This window comes from Streptomyces sp. KL116D, from assembly GCF_030766975.1.
Taxonomy (GTDB): Bacteria; Actinomycetota; Actinomycetes; order Streptomycetales; family Streptomycetaceae; genus Streptomyces; species Streptomyces longispororuber_A.
Genome location: NZ_JASERH010000126.1, coordinates 1 through 21,404 on the forward strand (window position 1 = coordinate 1; position 21,404 = coordinate 21,404).

At 72.3% G+C, this 21,404-nt stretch carries 17 protein-coding genes; 8 read left to right on the forward strand and 9 right to left on the reverse strand.

What is annotated here, in order from left to right; genetic code table 11:
* The 5 genes from RBJ77_RS46135 to RBJ77_RS46155 all read right to left on the reverse strand — a co-directional run.
* Window positions 1-1,311, reverse strand: a 1,311-nt coding sequence (locus RBJ77_RS46135) for a BTAD domain-containing putative transcriptional regulator (protein ID WP_372350428.1), incomplete at its 3' end; no start/stop codon positions are given.
* Window positions 1,312-1,417: 106 nt separating this feature from the next.
* Window positions 1,418-1,639, reverse strand: a complete 222-nt coding sequence (locus RBJ77_RS46140; RefSeq protein WP_372350429.1) for a DUF6458 family protein — start codon at window positions 1,637-1,639, stop codon at window positions 1,418-1,420.
* A gap of 90 nt (window positions 1,640-1,729) precedes the next feature.
* On the reverse strand, window positions 1,730-3,028 hold the full coding sequence (locus RBJ77_RS46145) for a M18 family aminopeptidase (protein ID WP_372350430.1): 1,299 nt from the start codon (window positions 3,026-3,028) through the stop codon (window positions 1,730-1,732).
* A gap of 507 nt (window positions 3,029-3,535) precedes the next feature.
* Window positions 3,536-5,374: an acyl-CoA dehydrogenase gene (locus RBJ77_RS46150; protein ID WP_255974947.1), complete on the reverse strand. Its 1,839-nt coding sequence runs from the start codon at window positions 5,372-5,374 to the stop codon at window positions 3,536-3,538.
* Window positions 5,375-5,547: 173 nt separating this feature from the next.
* Window positions 5,548-6,354 (reverse strand): alpha/beta fold hydrolase, encoded by an 807-nt coding sequence (locus tag RBJ77_RS46155; protein ID WP_372350431.1) that lies wholly within the window; start codon window positions 6,352-6,354, stop codon window positions 5,548-5,550.
* 160 nt (window positions 6,355-6,514) lie between these two features.
* Here RBJ77_RS46155 and RBJ77_RS46160 point away from each other — a divergent pair, with 160 nt between their 5' ends.
* The 3 genes from RBJ77_RS46160 (at window position 6,515) to RBJ77_RS46170 (ending at window position 9,359) form a co-directional block, all read left to right on the forward strand.
* A complete protein-coding gene (locus RBJ77_RS46160) occupies window positions 6,515-6,979 on the forward strand; it encodes an SseB family protein (protein WP_372350432.1) in 465 nt (154 codons plus the stop codon).
* A gap of 137 nt (window positions 6,980-7,116) precedes the next feature.
* Entirely contained in the window at window positions 7,117-8,082 is a 966-nt protein-coding gene (locus RBJ77_RS46165; protein WP_372350433.1) for a pirin family protein, read from the forward strand.
* Window positions 8,083-8,231: 149 nt separating this feature from the next.
* Window positions 8,232-9,359 carry an AI-2E family transporter gene (locus tag RBJ77_RS46170; RefSeq protein WP_372350434.1) on the forward strand — a complete coding sequence of 376 codons (1,128 nt, stop codon included), beginning with the start codon at window positions 8,232-8,234 and terminating at the stop codon, window positions 9,357-9,359.
* On the opposite strand, the gene RBJ77_RS46175 is transcribed toward RBJ77_RS46170, so the two are convergent.
* A complete protein-coding gene (locus RBJ77_RS46175; RefSeq protein WP_372350435.1) occupies window positions 9,260-11,467 on the reverse strand; it encodes a SpoIIE family protein phosphatase in 2,208 nt (735 codons plus the stop codon). The two genes, RBJ77_RS46170 and RBJ77_RS46175, sit on opposite strands and share 100 nt — an antisense overlap.
* Before the next feature lie 136 nt (window positions 11,468-11,603).
* On the opposite strand from RBJ77_RS46175, the gene aspS reads away from it, so the two are divergent.
* Window positions 11,604-13,370 carry an aspartate--tRNA ligase gene (aspS, locus tag RBJ77_RS46180; RefSeq protein ID WP_255974953.1) on the forward strand — a complete coding sequence of 589 codons (1,767 nt, stop codon included), beginning with the start codon at window positions 11,604-11,606 and terminating at the stop codon, window positions 13,368-13,370.
* A 75-nt stretch (window positions 13,371-13,445) separates the two neighbouring features.
* Here aspS and RBJ77_RS46185 read toward each other — a convergent pair whose 3' ends face one another.
* Window positions 13,446-14,123, reverse strand: a complete 678-nt coding sequence (locus RBJ77_RS46185) for a response regulator (protein ID WP_372350436.1) — start codon at window positions 14,121-14,123, stop codon at window positions 13,446-13,448.
* Window positions 14,120-15,283 carry a sensor histidine kinase gene (locus RBJ77_RS46190; RefSeq protein WP_372350437.1) on the reverse strand — a complete coding sequence of 388 codons (1,164 nt, stop codon included), beginning with the start codon at window positions 15,281-15,283 and terminating at the stop codon, window positions 14,120-14,122. The genes RBJ77_RS46185 and RBJ77_RS46190 overlap by 4 nt, the downstream gene beginning before the upstream one ends.
* A gap of 189 nt (window positions 15,284-15,472) precedes the next feature.
* Here RBJ77_RS46190 and RBJ77_RS46195 point away from each other — a divergent pair, with 189 nt between their 5' ends.
* The 4 genes from RBJ77_RS46195 to RBJ77_RS46210 all read left to right on the forward strand — a co-directional run bounded on the left by RBJ77_RS46195 (window position 15,473) and on the right by RBJ77_RS46210 (window position 19,657).
* Window positions 15,473-16,402 (forward strand): ABC transporter ATP-binding protein, encoded by a 930-nt coding sequence (locus RBJ77_RS46195; RefSeq protein ID WP_372350438.1) that lies wholly within the window; start codon window positions 15,473-15,475, stop codon window positions 16,400-16,402.
* Window positions 16,399-17,814 (forward strand): ABC transporter permease subunit, encoded by a 1,416-nt coding sequence (locus RBJ77_RS46200; RefSeq protein ID WP_372350439.1) that lies wholly within the window; start codon window positions 16,399-16,401, stop codon window positions 17,812-17,814. Before RBJ77_RS46195 ends, RBJ77_RS46200 begins: the two co-directional genes overlap by 4 nt.
* Window positions 17,811-18,614: a hypothetical protein gene (locus tag RBJ77_RS46205; protein ID WP_372350440.1), complete on the forward strand. Its 804-nt coding sequence runs from the start codon at window positions 17,811-17,813 to the stop codon at window positions 18,612-18,614. Before RBJ77_RS46200 ends, RBJ77_RS46205 begins: the two co-directional genes overlap by 4 nt.
* A 104-nt stretch (window positions 18,615-18,718) precedes the next feature.
* The gene (locus RBJ77_RS46210; protein WP_372350441.1) at window positions 18,719-19,657 is read left to right on the forward strand and encodes an intradiol ring-cleavage dioxygenase; all 939 of its coding nucleotides are present in this window, start codon (window positions 18,719-18,721) and stop codon (window positions 19,655-19,657) included.
* On the opposite strand, the gene metG is transcribed toward RBJ77_RS46210, so the two are convergent.
* Window positions 19,650-21,371, reverse strand: a complete 1,722-nt coding sequence (gene metG / locus RBJ77_RS46215; protein ID WP_372350442.1) for a methionine--tRNA ligase — start codon at window positions 21,369-21,371, stop codon at window positions 19,650-19,652. The genes RBJ77_RS46210 and metG overlap by 8 nt on opposite strands.
* Window positions 21,372-21,404 lie beyond the last annotated feature (33 nt).

The following is a 21,404-nucleotide window of genomic DNA, read 5'->3' on the forward strand; positions in this document are numbered from 1 at the left end:
GAGCACTTCGACGCCGACCGTGCGGGCCAGCTCGCTGACCGCGAGCCCGTCGAGCCGCAGCCGCGAGGTGACCAGGGCGGCGCTGCCGGGCCCGGCGGGCAGCAGCGGGCGGACCTGGGCGGCGGTGCGGGCGTTGTCGAGGACCACGAGGTGGCGGCGGTGCTCGGTGCGCGTGCGGTAGGCGGCCGCCAGCGCGCCGGGGGTGTCAGGGAGCTCGCGGGCGGGGACGCCGAGCGCGAGCAGGAACTCGCGGAGCACGTCGGCGGGCTCGGGACCGCTCTCGCCGTCGTCGTCGCTGAAACCGCGCAGATCGGCGAAGAGGACGCCGTCGTAGCGCTCGCGCGCGGCGTGCGCCCAGTGCAGGGCCGCGGCCGTCTTGCCCGCTCCGGCGGGGCCGGTGATGACGACGACGGCGTGCTCGCGCAGGGCGGCCGCACCGATCGCGGCCAGCTCCCGGTCCCGGCCGACGAAGCCGCGCGGGGGCCGGGGCAGCAGATCGGGCCCGGCCGCGACGGGCTCCGCCGCGACCGGCCCGGAGACCGGCTCCGGCGCGGCGGAGGGCCTCGGGGCGCCGTCGCCCGCGAGGATCTCCGCGTACGCCTCGCGCAGCGCGGGGCCCGGGTCGACGCCCAGTTCGTCGGCGAGCAGGGTGCGGGTGCGGTGGTACTGGTCGATGGCGTCGGACTGCCGGCCCGAGCGGTACAGCGCCCGGATCAGGGCGGCGGCCAGCGACTCCCGCATGGGGTGGGCGACGGCCTCCGCGTGCAGCACGGACGCGGCCCGCCCGTGGTCCCCGAACTCACCGTACGTACGCGCCAGTTGCTCCACCGCGGCGAGCCTGGCCTCCTCCAGGCCGTCGGCCGCGACCCGCAGCGGACCGGCCGTGGCGGCCCCGACGAGCGCGGGCCCCCGCCACAGGGCGAGCGCCTCGCGCAGCAGGGCGGCCGCGTCGTCGGGGGAGCGCTGGTCGTGGGCGAGCCGCACCAGCTCCTCGAAGCGGTGCGCGTCAAGGAGCGACTCGGGCATCTCCAGGACGTACGCGTCGCCGCGCGTCACGAGCCGGACGCCCCACTCGTCGGCGCCGCCCTGCGCGAGCAGCGCCCGCAGCCGCGACACGTGTCCCTGCGCCACGGTCCTGGCCCGCGCGGGCGGTCCCTCCGGCCACAGCGCGTCGATCAACTGGCCCAGCGGGACAGCCGTGTTGGGGCGCAGCAGCAGCGCCGCGAGCAGGCTGCGGCGCTTGGCGGGCCCGAGCGGGAGCTCACCGCTCTCCGTCGCGACGCCGACCGTGCCGAGCAGCCGGAACTCCACGACCGTGCTCCCCCTCATATGCCCCGAAAACCGATGTGATCAGGGTACGGGGCGGGAGCTACCGGCAAGTACGGATCCGGCCGCCCCGGGCGGTCCCGCCGGGGAACTACAGTCGGCGGTCCCGCTCGTCCTCGATGACGGTCGTGCGGGCCGGCGGCACGACGCCACGGCGCCGTCCGACGCTGCGGAACACGAAGACCCCGATCAGCCCGACGATCATCAGGATCCAGCCGACGACGTCGAGGTCGACCCCTTTCATGTGCCAGTCGGTCGCGAACGCCAGGATCGCCCCGACGGCGACGAGGATGATGCAACCCCCCATGCTCATGAGGTCCGCCTCCTGAGGTGTGTGCGAATGTGCGTGCGGGGCCCGGGTACCCCCGAACCCCGCGCTCTCACACCGGAGTCGGCTCTTCCGTCAGCCCTCCAGGAACGCGGTCAGCGCGTTCGCCAGCAGGAACGGGTCGTCGGCGCCGCACAGTTCGCGGACGCTGTGCATGGACAGGATCGCCGTGCCGATGTCGACGGTCTTGATGCCGTGCCGGGCCGCGGTGATCGGGCCGATCGTCGTCCCGCACGGCATCGCGTTGTTCGACACGAACGACTGGAACGGCACGCCCGCCTTCTCGCACGCCGCCGCGAACACGGCCCGGCCCGAACCGTCCGTCGCGTAGCGGTTGTTGACGTTCACCTTGAGGATCGGACCGCCGTTGGCCCGCGGGTGGTGGGTGGGGTCGTGGCGCTCGGAGTAGTTCGGGTGCACGGCGTGCCCGGTGTCCGACGACAGGCAGACGGTCCCGGCGAAGGCCCGCGCTCTGTCCTCGTACGAGCCGCCGCGCGCGAACACCGAACGCTCCAGCACGCCGCCGAGCAGCGGCCCGTCCGCGCCGGTGTCGGACTGCGACCCGTTCTCCTCGTGGTCGAAGGCGGCGAGGACCGGGATGTACGGCAGCGACTCCCGCTTGCTGACCTCGGCGAGCGCGGCGGTGCAGGCGTGCACGGACAGCAGGTTGTCCATGCGCGGCCCGGCGACCAGCTCCTTGTCGCGGCCCAGGTACGAGGGTGCCTCGACGGCGTACGTCATCAGGTCCCAGCCGGTGATGCTGCCGCGGTCGAGCCCGTGCTCGTCCTCCAGGAAGCCGAGCAGATCGCCCTCGTGGACGTCGTTGCCCAGACCCCAGATGGGCTGCATGTGCCGCTGCTTGTCCAGCTTGAGGCCGTCCGTGGTGACGGAGCGGTCCAGGTGGACGGCGAGCTGCGGCACGCGCAGCAGCGGGCGGTCGATGTCGATGAGGCGCTCGGTGCCGTCGCGCAGCGAGACCCGTCCGGCGAGGCCCAGGTCGCGGTCGAGCCAGGAGTTGAGCAGCGGGCCGCCGTAGATCTCGACGGCGACCTGCCGCCAGCCCTGGCTGCCCATGTCCGGCTGCGGCTTCACGCGCAGGTTCGGGGAGTCGGTGTGGCCGCCGACGATCCGGAACGGGGTGTGTGCGGTGGCGCCCTCCGGCACGTACCAGGCGATGATCGCGCCGCCCCGCGTGACGTACTTCCCGCCCGCCTCGCCGTCCCAGGCGTCCGTCTCCGCGACCTGTCGGAAGCCTGCCTTCTCCAGGCGGGCGGCCACGGTGGCCACGGCGTGGTACGGCGTGGGGCTCGCGGCGAGGAAGGTCATCAGGTCGTCGGTGTGGCCGCGGTCGAAGGGGCCGGAGGGAGTGCGCATGCGGCCAGGGTAGGCCCTGGGGGTGGGCGGGTGACGGGTGCGTGGGGCTGGTCGCGCAGTTCCCCGCGCCCCTGACATACCGACTCCGTCTGCCGGGCGGGCTTTCGTCGCGACCTGCGGGCCGGTGGGGCTTCTCGCGCAGTTCCCCGCGCCCCTGAAGGCCGGCTGCGTCTGCCGGGTGGGCTTTCGTCGCGACCTGCGGGCCGGTGGGGGTTCTCGCGCCGTTCCTCGCGCCCCTGAAGGCCGGCTGCGTCTGCCGGGTGGGGTTTCGTCGCGACCTGCGGGTCGGTGGGGGTTCTCGCGCCGTTCCCCGTGCCCCTGGGCGGCACGTCCTTCGGGTGGCCTCTCCCCGGCGGGGGAAGGCTGCGCGTAGCGCGTGCCTTCAGGGGCGCGGGGAACTGCGCGACCAGCCCCCGCGCACCTGCGGACGAAAGGGGTCGCACACGACGAGGCCCGGCGTCCCGTGACGGGACGCCGGGCCTCGGGGAGTGTCCGGGTCGCCGGAGGCTAGAACGCCGACTCGTCCAGCGTCATGACGTCAAGCCCGGTCTCACTCGTGCCCTGCGCCAGCTTCCGCGCACCCGTGACCCCCGGCAGGACGTTCGCCGCGAAGAACTTCGCCGCGGCGACCTTGCCCTGGTAGAACGACGCGTCCTTGCCGGCGGAGCCGTCCGCCAGGCGCTCCGCGGCGACGGAGGCGCCCTTCAGGAGGAGGTAGCCGACGACCACGTCACCGGAGGCCATCAGCAGCCGGGTCGTGTTCAGACCCACCTTGTAGATGTTCTTGGGGTCCTGCTCCGTGGCGGCCAGGTCCGTCAGCATGACGCCGACGATGGCCTCCAGCTCACCGGCGGCACGGGCGAGCGACTCGCGAGCGCCGGCCAGCTCCTCGCCGCCCGTCTCGACCGCGAGGAACTTCTTGATCTCCTCCGCCAGCCCGTTCAGCGCGGCGCCCTGGTTGCGGACGATCTTGCGGAAGAAGAAGTCCTGGCCCTGGATCGCCGTGGTGCCCTCGTAGAGCGTGTCGATCTTGGAGTCACGGATGTACTGCTCGATCGGGTACTCCTGCAGGAAGCCGGAGCCGCCGAACGTCTGCAGCGACTGGGCGAGCTGCTCGTAGCCCTTCTCGGAGCCGTAGCCCTTGACGATCGGGAGGAGCAGGTCGTTCAGCGCGTGCTCGGCGCTCGCGTCCTCGCCCGCGGCTTCCTTGACCTGGATCGAGTCCTGGACGGAGGCCGTGTACAGCACGAGGGAGCGCATGCCCTCCGCGTACGCCTTCTGCGTGAGCAGCGAGCGGCGCACGTCCGGGTGGTGCGTGATGGTGACCTTGGGGGCCGCCTTGTCCATGAACTGGGCCAGGTCGGGACCCTGGACGCGCTCCTTGGCGTACTCCAGCGCGTTCAGGTAACCGGTCGACAGCGTCGAGATCGCCTTCGTGCCGACCATCATGCGGGCGAACTCGATGATGCGGAACATCTGGCGGATGCCCTCGTGCTTGTCGCCGATCAGCCAGCCCTTGGCGGGGTGCTGGTCGCCGAACGTCATCTCGCACGTGTTGGACGCCTTGAGGCCCATCTTGTGCTCGACGTTCGTCGCGTACACGCCGTTGCGCTCGCCCAGCTCGCCGGTCTCCCAGTCGAACTCGAACTTCGGGACGAGGAAGAGCGAGAGGCCCTTCGTGCCGGGGCCGTGGCCCTCGGGGCGGGCCAGCACGTAGTGGAGGATGTTCTCCGACATGTCGTGCTCACCGGACGTGATGAACCGCTTCACGCCCTCGATGTGCCAGGAGCCGTCCGCCTGCTGCACGGCCTTCGCGCGGCCCGCGCCGACGTCCGAACCGGCGTCCGGCTCGGTCAGCACCATCGTCGAGCCCCACTGCTTCTCGACGGCGATCTCGGCGACCTTCTTCTGCGCCTCGGTGCCCTCCTCGAAGAGGATGCCGGCGAACGCGGGACCGGACGAGTACATCCAGATCGCCGGGTTGGCGCCCAGGATCAGCTCGGCGTGGGCCCAGATCAGGGAGCGCGGCGCGGTGGTGCCGCCGATCTCCTCGGGCAGGCCCAGACGCCAGTACTCGGAGTCCATGAAGGCCTTGTAGGACTTCTTGAACGACGCCGGGACCGGCGCCGTGTTCGTCTCCGGGTCGAAGACCGGCGGGTTGCGGTCGGCGTCCGTGAAGGACTCCGCCAGATCGTTCTCCGCGAGGCGGGCGACCTCGTCGAGGATGCTCTTGGCGGTGTCGACGTCCATCTCCCCGAACGGGCCGGTGCCGTACAGCTTGTCGCGGCCGAGCACCTCGAAGAGGTTGAACTCGATGTCGCGGAGATTCGACTTGTAGTGCCCCATGGCGACGGCTCCGTAATGGCTTGGGAGGGGGATCGTCCTCGTACGCGTACTAACTAGTAACCACCAGGATGCTACCCGCCGGTAATAAGAATCAACCCCATCGGGTCAACTGTGACGAACGCTGCGGCCCGGGCGGGCGGAGGTCGCCGCGGGTCCGAGGCCCCACGGTCCCCTCACATCCTTGTGTCGCGCAAGAACTCCGTCATCAACGCGGCCCACTCCTGCGGCAGTTCGGCGAACGGGAGGTGGCCCGTCGGTATCTCCGCCGTCCGGGCGCCGGGGATCGCCGAGGCCAGGGCCCGGTGGAGGGCCGGCGGCACCAGGCGGTCGCCCGTCGCCGTCACCACCAGTGTGGGGGCCTTGATCAGTCCGAGGTCGGCCCGCACGTCCACCCGGGTGACCAGGTCGACGTGGTCCGCCGTGCCGGGCGGCGCCGTCGCCCCGACCTCGGCGAGCAGGGCCGCCAGTGCCTCGCCGGACAGGGAGCGCAGGGCCGCCTCGCTCAGGGCGCGCGGCACGACGAACCGGGCCAGGGTCTCCCGGTCGCCCGACTCGGCGAGGGCGCGCCACAGCTCGGCGCCGAGGCGCAGGTCGTGGTCGGCGTGCGCGAAGGAGGCCGTGAGGAGCAGGGCGGTCACGCGCTCGGGGTGCCGCGCGGCGATCCGGATCGCCACGGCGCCGCCCAGCGAGTACCCCGACACGGCGAACCGGTCGAGCCCCTCCGCGTCGGCCGCGGCCACCAGCTGGTCCGCCAGCTCGTCCACGTCGAGCGGGGCGTCGGCGCGCGGGGTCGCTCCCGTGCCGGGGTAGTCGACGCCGACGACCGTGTGCGCGGCGGCCAGGGCCGCCATCACCGGGCCGTAATTGGCCTCGACCGAACCGCCCGCGCCGTGCGCCACGAGCAGGCCGGGGCCCGATCCGCGCACGGTGCGGGCGAACGGCCGCCTCGTGGTGGTGGCGTCAAGTGGCGTACCCGTCATGGCCGTTCCTCCCCCTCGGTGCGCGCGCCGCGGCCCGCACCCTTTCTGTATCGCTGGCTACAGAAAAACCGTAGCAGCATCCGCCCTCATTTCTCTAGTGTTTGATACAGAAATCCGGCCCGGCCCCACGCCCCGGCCGGATCTCGGTACGCTTGCCCCCATGTACGGCTATGACCAGCACGCAGGGGGCACGACTGCCGGGCAGCAGTACGCCCCGCCGCAGCAGGGCGGGTACGGGCAGCAGGCTCCGCTGTACCCGGAGCCGTCGCCCCCGTCCCTGGCCGACGCGGTGCGGGCGTTCACCACGGGCTCGATGTCCGCCGAGGACTTCCAGCAGATCTTCGCCTCGTCGAAGGTCTACTGCCCGCGCGGCGACAACCCGGGATTCCTCGCGCTGCACAACACCCAGCAGCCGGTGATCCCGATGTTCACCACGCTCAAGGAGCTGCGCCGGTACGCGGGCAAGGAGTCCAAGTACTTCGTGATCACCGGTGCCGAGGTGATCGACCTGCTGCCCACCGGATACGGCTTCGTCCTCGACATGGAGGGCGAGCACCGGATGGTCTTCGACGCGAAGGCGGTCGAGCAGATGGTCGACTTCGCCATGCGCCGCATGTACGGCTGAGCCCCCTGCTCCTCGTAGCGGAGCCACCCCACGACGACGCCCGGAGGGAATTCCCTCCGGGCGTTCCGCGTTCCGGGTGGCGAGAAGTTCATCGTTCAACTAAAGTGGAGACACGAGGACGCGAGGAGGTCCCCAAAATGCCCGCTGTGACCGTCGAGAACCCGCTGACCCTGCCCCGAGTGGCCGCGCCGGCGGACGCCGTGGCCCGCCCGGTGCTGGCCGTGACGACCGCGCCCAGCGGCTTCGAAGGGGAGGGCTTCCCGGTGCGCCGCGCGTTCGCCGGAATCAACTACAAGTACCTCGACCCGTTCATCATGATGGATCAGATGGGCGAGGTGGAGTACGCGCCGGGCGAGCCCAAGGGCACGCCCTGGCACCCGCACCGCGGCTTCGAGACCGTCACGTACATCATCGACGGGACCTTCATCCACCAGGACTCGAACGGTGGCGGCGGCACGATCACCAACGGCGACACCCAGTGGATGACGGCGGGCTCCGGCCTGCTGCACATCGAGGCGCCGCCGGAGTCGCTCGTCATGTCCGGCGGCCTCTTCCACGGCCTGCAGCTGTGGGTGAACCTGCCGGCCAAGGACAAGATGCAGGACCCGCGCTACCAGGACATCCGCGGCGGCCAGGTCAAGCTGCTCACCACCGAGGACGGCGGCGCGCTGCTCCGCGTCATCGCCGGTGAGTTCGACGGCCACGAGGGCCCCGGCATCACGCACACGCCGATCACGATGGTGCACGCCACCGTCCGCCCCGGCGCCGAGGCGACCCTGCCCTGGCGCGAGGACTACAACGGCCTGGTGTACGTGCTCGCCGGACGCGGCACCGTGGGCGCCGACCGGCGTCCCGTCCACATGGGGCAGACCGCCGTCTTCGGCGCCGGCTCGTCCCTGACCGTGCGGGCCGACGAGTCCCAGGACTCGAACACCCCGGACCTGGAAGTGGTCATCCTCGGCGGGCAGCCGATCCGTGAGCCCATGGCGCACTACGGCCCCTTCGTGATGAACACCAAGGCCGAACTCCAGCAGGCCTTCGACGACTTCCAGGCCGGCCGCCTGGGCGTCATCCCCACCGTGGAGCGCCTGCCGCACACGTAAGCCGTGTGCGCACCGATCGTGACGGCCCGCCGACTCTGCACCCGGCGGGCCGTCACCATGTCCGGCCGCCCGCCGGGCAGCTGACTTCCCGTCACCCTCCCGTACCCCCTCGGGGGGTGCCCGCTTGACGGGCATGGTCGACTGGCCGGGTGCAGACCGGTAAACAGCTCCTCCCCGACCCCGCCCGCCGCGTCGCCGCCTGGTGCGCCGTCGCACTGCTCGTCACCGGGGTGGCCGCGGTCGGGATCTGGGTGTGCGTCGAGCTCAAGACGGCCGTCGTGCCGGTGCTGCTCGCCCTGCTCGGCACCGCGCTGCTGCGACCCGTCTACCTGGCGCTGCGCCGGGCCAAGGTGCAGCAGTCCCTCGCGTCCGGGCTCACCTGCGCGCTGATCCTCGTCGTCGTCGGCGGCGCCGGATACATCGTGGTCAAGGCCCTGATCGACACCGGGGACCAGATCGTGGCCTCCGTGAAGCAGGCCGCCCAGGACCTCTCCGAGAAGTTCGGCACCGGCGCGCTCGACCTCGACCACCTCGCCGACAACGCCCAGGACCTGCTCAAGAAGTACGGCGGCGACGCCGCGTCCGGCGTGATCAGCGGGCTCAGCGTCGCCGGGGAGATCGCCGCCATGGCGGTGCTCGCGCTGCTGCTCTGCTTCTTCTTCCTGCGGGACGCCGGACGGTTCCGGGTGGCGCTCCGCCAGGCCGTCCCGGGGGACGGCGGCGAGGTCCTGGAGGCCATCGCCCGGCGGGCCTTCGCGGCGATCTCGGGCTTCATGCGCGGCACCACGATCATCGCCCTCATCGACGCGACCTGCATCGGCATCGGGCTGCTCATCCTCCAGGTGCCCGGCGCGGTCGGCCTCGCGGCCCTGGTCTTCGTCGGCGCCTACATCCCCTACCTCGGCGCCTTCATCTCCGGCGCCGTGGCGATCCTGGTCGCGTTCGCCGACCGGGGGTTCGTCATCGCCCTCTGGGCGCTGGGCGTGGTGCTCGCGGTGCAGGTGCTCGAAGGGCACGTGCTGCAGCCGATGATCCAGTCCAGGACCGTGCAGATGCACCCGGCGGTGGTGCTGCTCGCCATCACGGCGGGCGCCTCCGTCGCCGGGATCCTCGGCATGCTGCTCGCGGTGCCGCTGACGGCGGCCGCGTTCGGCGTCGTCAGCGAACTGCGCGAGCGCTACGGGCCCGGGGGCGCCGTTTCACGTGAAACAGGACCGGCACCGGCGTCCGGGTCGTCCGGGTCGTCCGGGCCGTCCGGGCTGTCCGAGGGCTCGTAGAGCTCGAACCAGATGCTCTTGCCCTCGCCCCTGGGGTCCACGCCCCACCGCTGGGCGAGGAGCTCCATGAGGACCAGGCCCCGCCCGGACGACGCGAGCTCGCCCGGCCTGCGCTTGTGCGGCAGGTCGTCCGAGGCGTCCGCGACCTCCACCCGCATCCGGCGCGGGCCCGCGCCGTCGCCGGTCACCTCGGCGATCATCAGGGCGTCGCCGTCGGTGTGCACCAGCACGTTCGTGACCATCTCCGACACGAGCAGCACCGCCGAGTCGACCTGGTCCTCGTCGGCCCAGTCGTGCAGCATCTCGCGCAGCTGCTGACGGGCGGCCGCGATCCGCTCGGGCTCGGCCTGCGCGATGGTCATCGCGGTGCGCCGCGCCGTGACGGGCACGGTCGCCGGGGTCGTCCGGCGCAGCAGGAGCAGCGCTATGTCGTCCTCCCTGCGATCCGCGAGGGGGCCCGTGGTGTGGTGCGAGGAGGGGCCGTGCACCGCCTGGACGAGGGCGTCGGCCAGCTCCTCCAGCTGCTCGGCGGCGGCCGACTCCAGCGTCGTACGGACCCGGACCCAGCCGGTGTCCAGGTCGTGCCCGCCCGTCTCGATCAGGCCGTCCGTGCACAGCAGCAGCGTCTCGCCGGGTTCCAGGACGAGCCGGGTCGTCGGGTAGTCCGCGTCGGGGTCGATGCCGAGGGGGAGGCCGCCGGCGGTCGGCCGCATCAGGACCGTGCCGTCGGCCATGCGTATCGCGGGGTCGGGGTGGCCCGCGCGGGCCATCTCCAGGATGCCGGTGGCCGGGTCGGCCTCCACGTACAGGCAGGTCGCGAAGCGCGGGTCCGCCGGGTCGGTGTCGCGGTCGGTGTCGCGGCCGGTGTCGCCGATGCCGTGCAGGAAGCGGGAGGCGCGGGAGAGGACCGCGTCGGGGCGGTGGCCCTCCGAGGCGTACGCGCGCAGGGCGATGCGGAGCTGCCCCATCAGGCCCGCCGCCCGCACGTCGTGGCCCTGGACGTCACCGATGACGAGCGCGATCCGGCCGCTGGGCAGCGGGATCATGTCGTACCAGTCGCCGCCGACCTGGAGTCCGCCGCCGGTCGGCACGTAGCGGGCCGCGATGGCCATGCCGGGGATCTGCGGGCCGAGCGTCGGCAGCATCGACTTCTGCAGGCCGTCGGTCAGCTCCCGCTCGGACTCGGCGACCACGGCGCGCGAGAGGGCCTGCGCCAGCATCCGGGCGACCGTGGTGAGGACCGAGCGCTCGTCCGGGGTGAACGACACCCGGTAGTCGAAGCCCGCCATCCACGCGCCGATCGTGCGGCCCGCGACGACCAGCGGCAGGAACGCCCACGACTGCCGGTCGAAGCGCGCGGCCAGCGGCCAGGCCGCCGGATAGCGGTTCCGGTACTCCTCCGGCGACGACAGGTACACGGCCCGGCCGTGGCGCACGACCTCGGCCGCCGGATAGTCCGTGGCCAGGTCCATGTCCGTGAAGGGGCCCTCGTCCCCGTCCTGCTGCCCGTGGTGCCCGATCACGGTGAGCCGGTCGCCCGCCACCCCGAACACCGCGAGCCCGCTCGGTGAGAACCCCGGCATCGACAGACCCGCCGCGACCCGCAGCACCTCGGCCGTCGACCCGGCCTCCGCGAGCGCCCGGCCCGCGTCCAGCAGGAACGCCTCGCGCGAGCGCCGCCAGTCGCCGGTCACCGGGGTGCGGGACGCGGCCTCGGGCGGCGGCTCGGTCACTTCCTGGAGCGTGCCGATCAGCTCGTACGAACCGGGGGCGTCACCGTGCACGAACGGCTTGGAGCGGCTGCGCACGGTACGGATGACGTGGCCCTGCTCGTCCATGATGCGCAGCCGGGCCTCGGCGACGGTGCCCTCGGCGACGGCGAGCTGCACGATGCCGTCGATCTCGTTCCAGTCGACCGGGTGGAATCGGGACCTGACCCCGGCCTCCGTCAGGGTGACCGGTTTCCCGTCCGGCGAGGGCATGCCGATGAGCCGGGCGGCCTCCACGTCGAACGTGACGAGGCCCGCCCGGTTGTCCCAGCGCCACAGGCCGGTCGCGAGAGCGGCGAGGACGTCCTCCACCGGAGGGAGGGGCTCACCAGTGCGCATGGCCCCACTGTAGGAAGAGGAGATCGCAAACGGCCACCGAGACTGTTCGCGGAGCGATCTTGGGGCGGCCGGTACCCTTGGGGAGATCCGGGTTGTCTCCCCGGGAACCCCAAGCGCAAAGGCTGGATGAACGACGATGCATCGGTACAGGTCCCACACCTGCGGCGAGCTCCGCGCCTCCGACGTCGGCACCGACGTCCGACTGAGCGGCTGGCTGCACAATCGCCGAGACCTGGGCGGCATCCTCTTCATCGATCTGCGTGACCACTACGGCATCACGCAGCTCGTCGCCCGCCCGGGCACGAAGGCCGCCGAGGTCCTCGACAAGCTGACCAAGGAGACGGTCGTCCGCGTGGACGGCAAGGTCGTCTCCCGCGGCGCCGACAACGTCAACGGCGAGCTGCCCACCGGCGAGATCGAGATCGAGGCCGCCGAGGTCGAGGTGCTCGGCGCGGCCCAGCAGATCCCGTTCACGATCAACGCGGACGACGGCGTGAACGAGGAGCGGCGCCTGGAGTACCGCTTCCTCGACCTGCGCCGCGAGCGCATGCACAAGAACATCATGCTGCGCAGCGCGGTCATCGCCTCGATCCGCTCGAAGATGGTCGCGCTCGGCTTCAACGAGATGGCGACGCCGATCCTCGCCGCGACCTCCCCCGAGGGCGCCCGCGACTTCGTCGTCCCGTCCCGCCTGAACCCCGGCAAGTTCTACGCGCTGCCGCAGGCCCCGCAGCAGTTCAAGCAGCTGCTGATGATCTCGGGCTTCGACCGCTACTTCCAGATCGCGCCGTGCTTCCGCGACGAGGACGCGCGCGCGGACCGCTCGCCGGGCGAGTTCTACCAGCTCGACGTCGAGATGAGCTTCGTGGAGCAGGAAGACGTCTTCCAGCCCATCGAGAAGCTCATGACGGAGATCTTCACGGAGTTCGGCGGCGGCCGCGAGGTCACCTCCCCGTTCCCGCGCATCCCGTTCCGCGAGTCGATGCTGAAGTACGGCAACGACAAGCCCGACCTGCGCGCCCAGCTGGAGCTCGTCGACATCACCGACGTGTTCGAGGGCTCGGAGTTCAAGGCGTTCGCCGGCAAGCACGTGCGTGCGCTGCCGGTGCCGGACACCGCGTCGCAGTCCCGCAAGTTCTTCGACGGTCTCGGTGACTACGCGGTCGAGCAGGGCGCCAAGGGCCTGGCCTGGATCCGCGTCGGCGAGGACGGTGCCTTCGCGGGCCCGATCGCCAAGTTCCTCACCGAGGAGAACGTCAAGGTCCTCACCGAGCGCCTCGGCCTCAAGGCCGGTCACGCCGTGTTCTTCGGCGCGGGCGAGTTCGACGAGGTCTCCAAGATCATGGGCGCCGTCCGCGTCGAGGCCGCCAAGCGCGCCGGCCACTTCGAGGAGGGCGTCTTCCGGTTCTGCTGGATCGTCGACTTCCCGATGTACGAGAAGGACGAGGAGACCGGCAAGATCGACTTCTCCCACAACCCGTTCTCCATGCCGCAGGGCGGCATGCAGGACCTGGAGGAGAAGGACCCGCTGGACATCCTGGCCTGGCAGTACGACATCGTCTGCAACGGCATCGAGCTGTCCTCCGGCGCGATCCGGAACCACGAGCCCGACATCATGCTCAAGGCCTTCGAGATCGCGGGCTACGCGGCCGAGACGGTCGAGGCCGAGTTCGCGGGCATGCTCCGCGCGTTCCGCTTCGGCGCCCCGCCGCACGGCGGGATCGCCCCCGGCGTCGACCGCATCGTCATGCTCCTCGCCGACGAGCCGAACATCCGGGAGACCATCTCCTTCCCGCTGAACGGCAACGCGCAGGACCTGATGATGGGCGCCCCCACCGAGCTGGACGAGACGCGGCTGCGCGAGCTCAACATCCAGCTGCGCAAGCCGGTGGAGAAGAAGTAGCGGCCGAAGCCGCCGCGTGTGGGCCCCGCTTCCGGTACGCCGGAAGCGGGGCCTTCTTCCTTCTGCCTTCTTCCGTCACGGGGTGCGGCCCTCACCGGACCGGGGCACCACCAGGCCCGACTCGTACGCGGCGACCACCGCCTGGGCGCGGTCCCGGACGCCGAGTTTGGTCAGGACGCGGCTGACGTGGGTCTTCACCGTCTCCGCGCCGACGACCAGACGCCGGGCGATCTCCTGGTTGGACAGCCCCTCGGCGATCAGCCGCAGCACCTCGCGTTCGCGCGGGGTCAACGCGTCGATGCGACGGGCCTGTTCGGGCAGGGCACGCGGGCGCAGCAGGGTGAACTCGGCGATCAGCCGGCGGGTGACCGTGGGCGCCAGCAGCGCCTCGCCCGCGGCGACGACGCGGACCGCCTCGAAGAGCCGCTCCGCGGGCATGTCCTTGAGCAGGAAGCCGCTGGCGCCCGCGGCGAGCGCGTCGTACACGTACTCGTCGAGGTCGAACGTCGTCAGCATCACGACGCGCGGCGCCGTCGCCTCGCGGGTGAGCCGGCGGGTGGCCTCGATGCCGTCCATGCCGGGCATCCGGACGTCCATCAGGACCAGGTCGGGCCGGCTCTCGCGGCACACCCGGATCGCCTCCGCCCCGCTCGCGGCGCTGCCCGTGACCGTGAAGTCGGGCTGGGTGGCGAGCAGGGCGCTGAACCCGGCCCGTACGACGTCCTGGTCGTCGGCGACGACGATCCGGGTCACGGCGCGGTGCCCGGTGCCGCCGGCAGGGGCAGGGTCGCCTCGACCACGAAGCCGCCGGCCGGGCCGGGGCCCGCGGCCAGGGTGCCGCCCGCCATCGCGGTGCGTTCGCGCATGCCGAGCAGCCCGTGGCCGCTCGTCCCGCCCGGTCCCCCGGTCGCGGCGCCGGGGCCGGGGCCGCAGTCTCGTATGCGGAGTCTCAACTCGGTCTCCCTGTAATCGAGTTCGACGTCGACGGCCACACCGGGCGCGTGGCGGCGGGTGTTCGTCAGGGCTTCCTGGACGATGCGGTACGCGGTCAGTTCCAGACCGGGGTCGAGCGGGGTGACGCGGCCGCGGACGAGGAGGCGGACGGCGCCGCCGGAGGTCTCGCGGGCCTCGTCGACCAGCGCGACGAGCTGGGCGAGGCCGGGCTGCGGGGCGCGGGCGGCGGGCGTGTGCGCCGGCAGGTCCTCACGGAGCACGCCGAGCAGACGGCGCATCTCGGTGAGCGCGAGGCGGGCGGTGTCGCCGATCGCCAGGAACGTCGCGGCGCCCTCCGGGGACAGGCCGGGCGTGGTGTACCGGGCCGTCTCCGCCTGGACGGAGATCGTCGAGACGTGGTGGGCGACGATGTCGTGCAACTCCCGGGCGATGCGCGCCCGTTCGCCGAGGGCCGCGTGGGCGAGCGCCGTGTCCGCGTAGCTGTGGTCGGCGGCGGTGCGGTCGGCCGCCTCCGTGTTCGCCCGCCGGGCGGAGCCCGCGCCGAGCGCCGCCGCGGCGATCGTGAGCAGGACCATGCCGTACGCCCGCACGTCCTCGGCCGAGATCAGGGCGAAGGCGACGTACGGGACGGCGAACAGGACGGCCGTACGGGCCGGGTGCCGCAGCCCCACGAGGAACAGGGCGATGCCCGTGGTCACCAGCGCCGTGTACAGGGTGCGGTGGTAGACGAGCGGGGCGAGGAGGGTGGCCGTGGTGAGGGCGAGGGCGGTGAGCAGGGGCTGGGCGCGGACGAAGGCGAGCGGGACGGTGGCGGCCAGGGTGAGGGCGAGGAGACCGGCGAGGTCCGTGGGGCGCGCGGGGTCCGGGAGAGGCAGGGGTTCCGCGAGGGCGATGACGGTGAGGACGAGGGCGCCGAGCAGCGGGAGGTGACGGGTCGCGGCTGCTCCGGGCCTGGTCATGGCGGTCATTATCGGCGGGGGCGGGTTCGTCGGGCGTCCCCCTGCGGGGGGAGCCGTGCGCGACCGGGCCGCCCGCCCCTGAAGCGGCGCTCCCGCACGGCCGGTCCCCCGGGCGGGGGACGGCCACCGCCCGGGGACCCCTCCCCGGCGTGACGCACCGCGGAGCGGCCGGCCCTAGCGTCAACGGGCATGACAGACATGACGCTTGAGGCCCGGGGGCTGCGGAAGCGGTACGGCGGGAACGTGGCCGTGGACGGGCTGAGCTTCCGGGTGGAGCCGGGGAAGGTGACCGGGTTCGTGGGGCCCAACGGGGCCGGGAAGTCGACCACGCTGCGGATGATGCTCGGGCTCGACCGGCCCGACGCCGGACAGGCGCTGATCGGCGGGCGGCCCTACGCCGAGCTGGCGGAGCCGCTCGCCACCGTGGGCGCCCTGCTCGACTGCGAGTCGCTGCATCCGGGGCGCCGCGCCCGCGACCACCTGCGGTGGCTCGCGCACTACAGCGGGCTGCCGGTGCGGCGGGCCGACGTGGTCCTCGACCTGGTCGGGCTGACGTCCGCCGCCCGCAAGCGGGCCGGAGGCTTCTCGCTCGGCATGCGGCAGCGGCTCGGGATCGCGGCCGCGCTGCTCGGCGACCCGCCCGTGCTGATCCTCGACGAGCCGGTCAACGGGCTCGACCCGGAGGGGATCCAGTGGATCAGGGGATTCCTCAAGTCCCTCGCCTCGCAGGGGCGGACCGTGCTCGTCTCCTCGCACCTGATGAGCGAGTTGCAGGACACCGCCGACCACCTCGTCGTCATCGGGCGGGGGCGGCTGCTCGCCGACACCGACGTCGGCGAGCTCCTCGACGAGGCGTCCGGCGGGCGGATCACCCTGCGCACCACCCAGCGGGCCGAGGCCATGACCGTGCTGGCCGGGGACGACGTCGCCGTCGCCGTGACCGGGGCCGACACGCTCACCGTGGCGGGGCTGAGCAGCGAGGACATCGTCGCCCGGCTCGGCGCGCACGGCGTCGCGTTCTCCGAACTGGCCCGGCACCGGGCCACGCTGGAGGAGGCGTACATGGAACTCACCGGCAGCGTCGGGGAGTTCACGGCCGGAGCGGAGGCCGTCCGATGACGCGGGCGCTGCGCGCCGAATGGGTCAAGCTGCGCACCGTCCGCAGCACCGGGCTCGCGCTGGTCGCGACGTTCGTCCTGGCCCTGCTGATGACCGTGGTGTCGGCGAGCGGCAGCCACTTCGGCTACGACGGTCCCGAGGCCTTCGACAGCGGGACGTTCGTGCACCGCACCGCGGCCGGCGACGGCACGTTCACCGTGCGGGTCGCCGACCAGAAGGACTCCGGGAACTGGGCCAAGGCCGGGCTGATGCTGCGCGGCTCGACCGAGGGCGGGGCCGCGTACGCGACGATCCTGCTGACGTCCGGGCACGGGGTGCGGATGTTCGTGGACGGGAAGAACGAGAAGACCGCGGACGTCTCCGGCGCGACCCGCTGGCTGCGGCTCACCCGGGACGGCGACCGGATCACCGGCTACCAGTCCGCCGACGGCCGGCGTTGGGACGAGGTGGCCACCCTCACCGCGTCCCGGCTGTCCGCACGCACCGAGGCCGGGCTCTTCGTCACGTCGCCGCCCAGGACGGTCGAGCGGCGGATCGGTCCCGGGGCCGCCGCCGTGCATCCGGTGGCGACGACCGGGCGGGCCGTCTTCGACCACGTCGCCTTCCCCGGCACGGACGGCGCGTGGCGGCAGACCGACATCTTCCAGAAGTACGCGCGCGGCGGCATGCGGAACCCGACCACCGAACCCCAGCCGTACACGCGGGCCGACGGCCGTCTCACCGTCACCGGCAGCGGTGACCTCGGTGCGCTCGGCACGGCCGGGGTGGGCCTCGAACCGGCACCGCCCGACCAGGTCAAGGAGACGCTGGAGACGGGCACGCGGCTCGCCGCGATCGCCGTGATCGCGCTCGGCGTCCTGTCCGTCACGTCCGAGTACAAGACGGGCACCGTGCGCACCACGTTCACCGCCAGCCCGCGGCGCGGCCGGGTGCTCGCGGCGAAGGCCGTGGTGCTGGCCGGGGTGGTGTTCGCGGTCGGGCTCGCGGCGTCCGTCGCCTCGCCCTACGTCGCCCGGCCCTACCAGCGGGAGAACGGCTTCAGGCCACCCCTGTTCCCCGACATCTCGCTCACCGACCCGGCGACACTGCGCGCGGTCGTCGGCAGCGCCGCCTACCTCGCCCTGATCGCCGTGCTCAGCATGGGCGTCGGCGTGCTCCTGCGGCGGACCGTGCCGGCGGTCGTACTGATGCTGACGCTGGTCATCGTGGTACCGATCGTGGGGTCCAGCACGTCCATCGCGTTCAGCGACTTCGTCGAGGGGGCCACGCCGACGGCGGGCCTCGCCATCCAGCAGACCCGCCAGCTCATCGAGTACGCGGTGGCGCCGTGGACCGGGTTCGCGGTGCTGTGCGCGTACGTGGCCGTGGTGCTCGGCGCGGCCGGCTGGCGGCTCGCGCGGAGGGACGTATGAGCGGCCGGACGAGCCGGCGGGCGGGGGGACGTACGGGGGCGCTCGCGCTGCGCCGGGCGGTGCACGGCGAGTGGACCAAGCTGCGCACCCTGCCCGGCCAGGTGTGGACCCTGGCCGGGCTGCCCGTGGCGATGGCCGGTCTCACCGCGGTCGTCGCCGCGGCCGCCGAGCCGGGCCAGCAGGGCACGCTCGCGCCGACCGCGGTGACCCTGTCCGGCGTGTACCTGGCGCAGACCGTGGCGGCGCTGCTCGCGATCGGCGTGGTCAGCGGCGAGTATCCGCGGGTGATCCGGCTGACGCTGGCCGCGAGCCCGCGCCGCGACACCGTGTTCCTGGCCAAGACCGCGCTGGTCGTGGTGACGGTGCTGGTGGCGGCGGCGGTCGCGGTGCCCGCGTCGCTGCTCGTGGGCCGGACGGCGCTGCCCGCCAGCGTCGCCCAACTCCCGTACTCCTCGCACATGCTGTGGCGGGCGAGCGCCGGCACGCTGGTCTATCTGGTGCTCGTCGCGCTGCTCGGCGCCGGGGTGGCGCTGCTCGTGCGGCACGCCGCGTCGGCCGCCGGGGCGGTGATGGCCCTGCTCTACGGCCCGTACCTGGTCACCCTCATCGTCAGGATGCCCGTGCACGCCCTGCACCGGGTGCAGAAGATCTCCCCGATGTCGGCGGGCCTCGCCGTGCAGACCACGACGGGCACCGGCACCGCGCCGCTCGCGCCGTGGACGGGCATCGCGGTGCTCGGCGCGTACGCGGCCGGGGCGCTGCTGCTGGGGTGGGCGGCGCTGCGGTGGCGGGACGCGTGACGTGGGGCGCTTTCGAGCCATGGTGCGTTCCTGTGCGTCCCTGTGTGTCCGTTCACAGTCCGCACCCATGCTCCTGACAGCTTCGGCTCCTAGCGTCCCGCCGCATGACTGATACTCAAGAGCCTTCTCAGCAGCGGGACTTGACGCGCCGCAAGGTGCTCGCCGTCGGTGGCGCGGCGGTCGCCGCCGTCGGAGTGGGCGGCACGGCCGCCGCCGGCGGTGCCTTCGCCGACGAGCCGCGGGGCGGCTCCGACGACGCCTGCTACGTCCTCACCACCGAGACCACCGAAGGCCCGTACTACATCGACGCGGACAAGATCCGCCGGGACATCACCGAGGACCAGGACGGCATCCCGCTCTCCCTCACCCTCAAGGTGATCGACGCGGACACGTGCAGGCCGCTGCGGAACGCGGCCGTCGACATCTGGCACTGCAACGCCGTCGGCATCTACTCCGGGTACGAGGCGATGAGCGGCGGCGGACCGGGCGGCGGGACCCCGCCGTCCGGCACGCCGACGGGCGAGCCGCCGACCGGCGCTCCGACCGGCGGCCCCGGCGGGGGCGGGGGCGGCCACCAGGAACCCACCGACGACGAGCGCTACCTGCGCGGCACCTGGCGCACCGACCGGCACGGCGAGGTCACCTTCAGAACGGTCTTCCCCGGCTGGTACCAGGGGCGCTGCGTGCACGTCCACGTGAAGGTGCACGTCGACGGCGAGTGGACCGACGCGGGCTACGAGGGCGGGCACACCTGCCACACCGGCCAGCTGTTCTTCGACGAGAAGTCGGTGCTGGCCGCCGCCGAGGTCGAGCCGTACGCGTCGAACGACACCGTCCGCACCACGCTCGACCAGGACACGATCTACCCGGACAACGGCCACGAGGGCGGGCTGCTGTACCTGGCGTACGACCGCAGGAAGATCGCCCGCGGGGTGCGCGCCCGGCTCACGATGGGCGTCGCACCCGACGAGACGCACGACAGCACCGACACGTTCCCCGGCTCGGGACCGTCGTCGGCGCCGTCGTCGTCAGCGATCAGCTAGCGGCGGGCTCGCCGCCGAAGCGCTCCTTGTAGGACTCCAGGTCCTCGTCGGTGATCTTCGCGAAGAGCACCGGCGGGACCGTGAAGGCGGTGCCCGCGGGGACCGTCGTCAGGGCCTTCGCCTCGTCGGCGGTGACCCAGGTACGGGTGTCGTCGGCGAGGGCGAACGCGGCGCGCATGGCGGCGGCGGACGCCGGGATGAACGGCTCGGAGACCACCGAGTACAGGTGGATGAGGTTCATCGCCGTACGGAGGGTCAGGGCGGCACCCTCCTTGTTCGTCTTGATCTCCAGCCAGGGGGCCTTCTCCTCCAGGTAGGAGTTGCCCGCGGACCACAGGGCGCGCAGCGCCGCGGCGGCCTTGCGGAACTGGAGGGCCTCCATCTGCTCCTCGTACTCGGCGAGCAGCCGGGCGATCTCGTCGCCCAGCTTCTGCTCGGCCTCGCCCGGCTCGCCGCCCTCGGGGACGTCGTCGCCGAAGCGCTTGCGGGAGAAGGACAGGACGCGGTTGACGAAGTTGCCGAGGGTGTCGGCCAGGTCCTTGTTCACCGTCGCCGTGAAGTGCTCCCAGGTGAACGACGAGTCGTCGGACTCCGGGGCGTTCGCGATGAGGAAGTAGCGCCAGTAGTCGGCCGGCAGGATCTCCAGGGCCTGGTCGGTGAAGACACCGCGCTTCTGCGACGTGGAGAACTTGCCCCCGTAGTACGTCAGCCAGTTGAAGCCCTTGAGGTAGTCGACCTTCTTCCACGGCTCGCGGACGCCCATCTCGGTCGCCGGGAACATCACGGAGTGGAACGGGACGTTGTCCTTCGCCATGAACTCCGTGTACCGCACGTCGGAGGCGCCGGCCGGCTCGTACCACCACGACTTCCAGTCGTTGCCCGTGGCGTCCGCCCACTCCTTCGTCGAGCCGATGTACTCGATCGGGGCGTCGAACCAGACGTAGAAGACCTTGCCGTCGGCCGCGAGCTCCGGCCACGTGTCGGCCGGGACCGGGACGCCCCAGTCCAGGTCACGGGTGATCGCCCGGTCGTTCAGGCCCTCGGTCAGCCACTTGCGGGCGATGGAGGACGACAGCTGCGGCCACTCGTCGGCGACCTCGTCGATCCACGCCTCGACCTCGCCCTGGAGCTTCGACTGGAGGAGGAAGAGGTGCTTGGTCTCACGGATCTCCAGCTCGGTGGAGCCGGAGATCGCCGAGCGCGGGTTGATCAGGTCGGTCGGGTCCAGGACGCGGGTGCAGTTCTCGCACTGGTCGCCACGGGCCTTGTCGTAGCCGCAGTGCGGGCAGGTGCCCTCGACGTAGCGGTCCGGGAGGAAGCGGCCGTCGGCGGGCGAGTACACCTGCCGGATCGCGCGCTCCTCGATGAACCCGTTCTCGTTCAGCTTGCGGGCGAAGTGCTGGGTCAGCTCCGCGTTCTGCTCCGACGAGCTGCGGCCGAAGTGGTCGAAGGCCAGGTGGAAGCCGTCGTAGACCGCCTTCTGCGCGTCGTGCGCCTGCGCGCAGAACTCGGCGACCGGCAGGCCCTGCTCCTTCGCGGCGAGCTCGGCGGGGGTGCCGTGCTCGTCCGTCGCGCAGATGTACAGGACGTCGTGGCCGCGCTGGCGCAGGTAGCGGGCGTACACGTCGGCCGGGAGCATGGACCCCACCATGTTGCCCAGGTGCTTGATCCCGTTGATGTACGGAAGGGCGCTGGTGATGAGGTGTCGAGCCATCGGGGGCTGCTCCCAAGTCGTGACGATGCGTTG

What these genes read in the sequence shown, in the direction of transcription:
- RBJ77_RS46140 (WP_372350429.1), bottom strand. Translation starts at nt 1,639, where the DNA reads ATGAGCATGGGGGGTTGCATCATCCTCGTCGCCGTCGGGGCGATCCTG.
- RBJ77_RS46145 (WP_372350430.1), bottom strand. Translation starts at nt 3,028, where the DNA reads ATGCGCACTCCCTCCGGCCCCTTCGACCGCGGCCACACCGACGACCTG.
- RBJ77_RS46150 (WP_255974947.1), bottom strand. Translation starts at nt 5,374, where the DNA reads ATGGGGCACTACAAGTCGAATCTCCGCGACATCGAGTTCAACCTCTTC.
- RBJ77_RS46155 (WP_372350431.1), bottom strand. Translation starts at nt 6,354, where the DNA reads ATGACGGGTACGCCACTTGACGCCACCACCACGAGGCGGCCGTTCGCC.
- RBJ77_RS46160 (WP_372350432.1), top strand. Translation starts at nt 6,515, where the DNA reads ATGTACGGCTATGACCAGCACGCAGGGGGCACGACTGCCGGGCAGCAG.
- RBJ77_RS46165 (WP_372350433.1), top strand. Translation starts at nt 7,117, where the DNA reads ATGCCCGCTGTGACCGTCGAGAACCCGCTGACCCTGCCCCGAGTGGCC.
- RBJ77_RS46175 (WP_372350435.1), bottom strand. Translation starts at nt 11,467, where the DNA reads ATGCGCACTGGTGAGCCCCTCCCTCCGGTGGAGGACGTCCTCGCCGCT.
- aspS (WP_255974953.1), top strand. Translation starts at nt 11,604, where the DNA reads ATGCATCGGTACAGGTCCCACACCTGCGGCGAGCTCCGCGCCTCCGAC.
- RBJ77_RS46190 (WP_372350437.1), bottom strand. Translation starts at nt 15,283, where the DNA reads ATGACCAGGCCCGGAGCAGCCGCGACCCGTCACCTCCCGCTGCTCGGC.
- RBJ77_RS46195 (WP_372350438.1), top strand. Translation starts at nt 15,473, where the DNA reads ATGACAGACATGACGCTTGAGGCCCGGGGGCTGCGGAAGCGGTACGGC.
- RBJ77_RS46200 (WP_372350439.1), top strand. Translation starts at nt 16,399, where the DNA reads ATGACGCGGGCGCTGCGCGCCGAATGGGTCAAGCTGCGCACCGTCCGC.
- RBJ77_RS46205 (WP_372350440.1), top strand. Translation starts at nt 17,811, where the DNA reads ATGAGCGGCCGGACGAGCCGGCGGGCGGGGGGACGTACGGGGGCGCTC.
- RBJ77_RS46210 (WP_372350441.1), top strand. Translation starts at nt 18,719, where the DNA reads ATGACTGATACTCAAGAGCCTTCTCAGCAGCGGGACTTGACGCGCCGC.
- metG (WP_372350442.1), bottom strand. Translation starts at nt 21,371, where the DNA reads ATGGCTCGACACCTCATCACCAGCGCCCTTCCGTACATCAACGGGATC.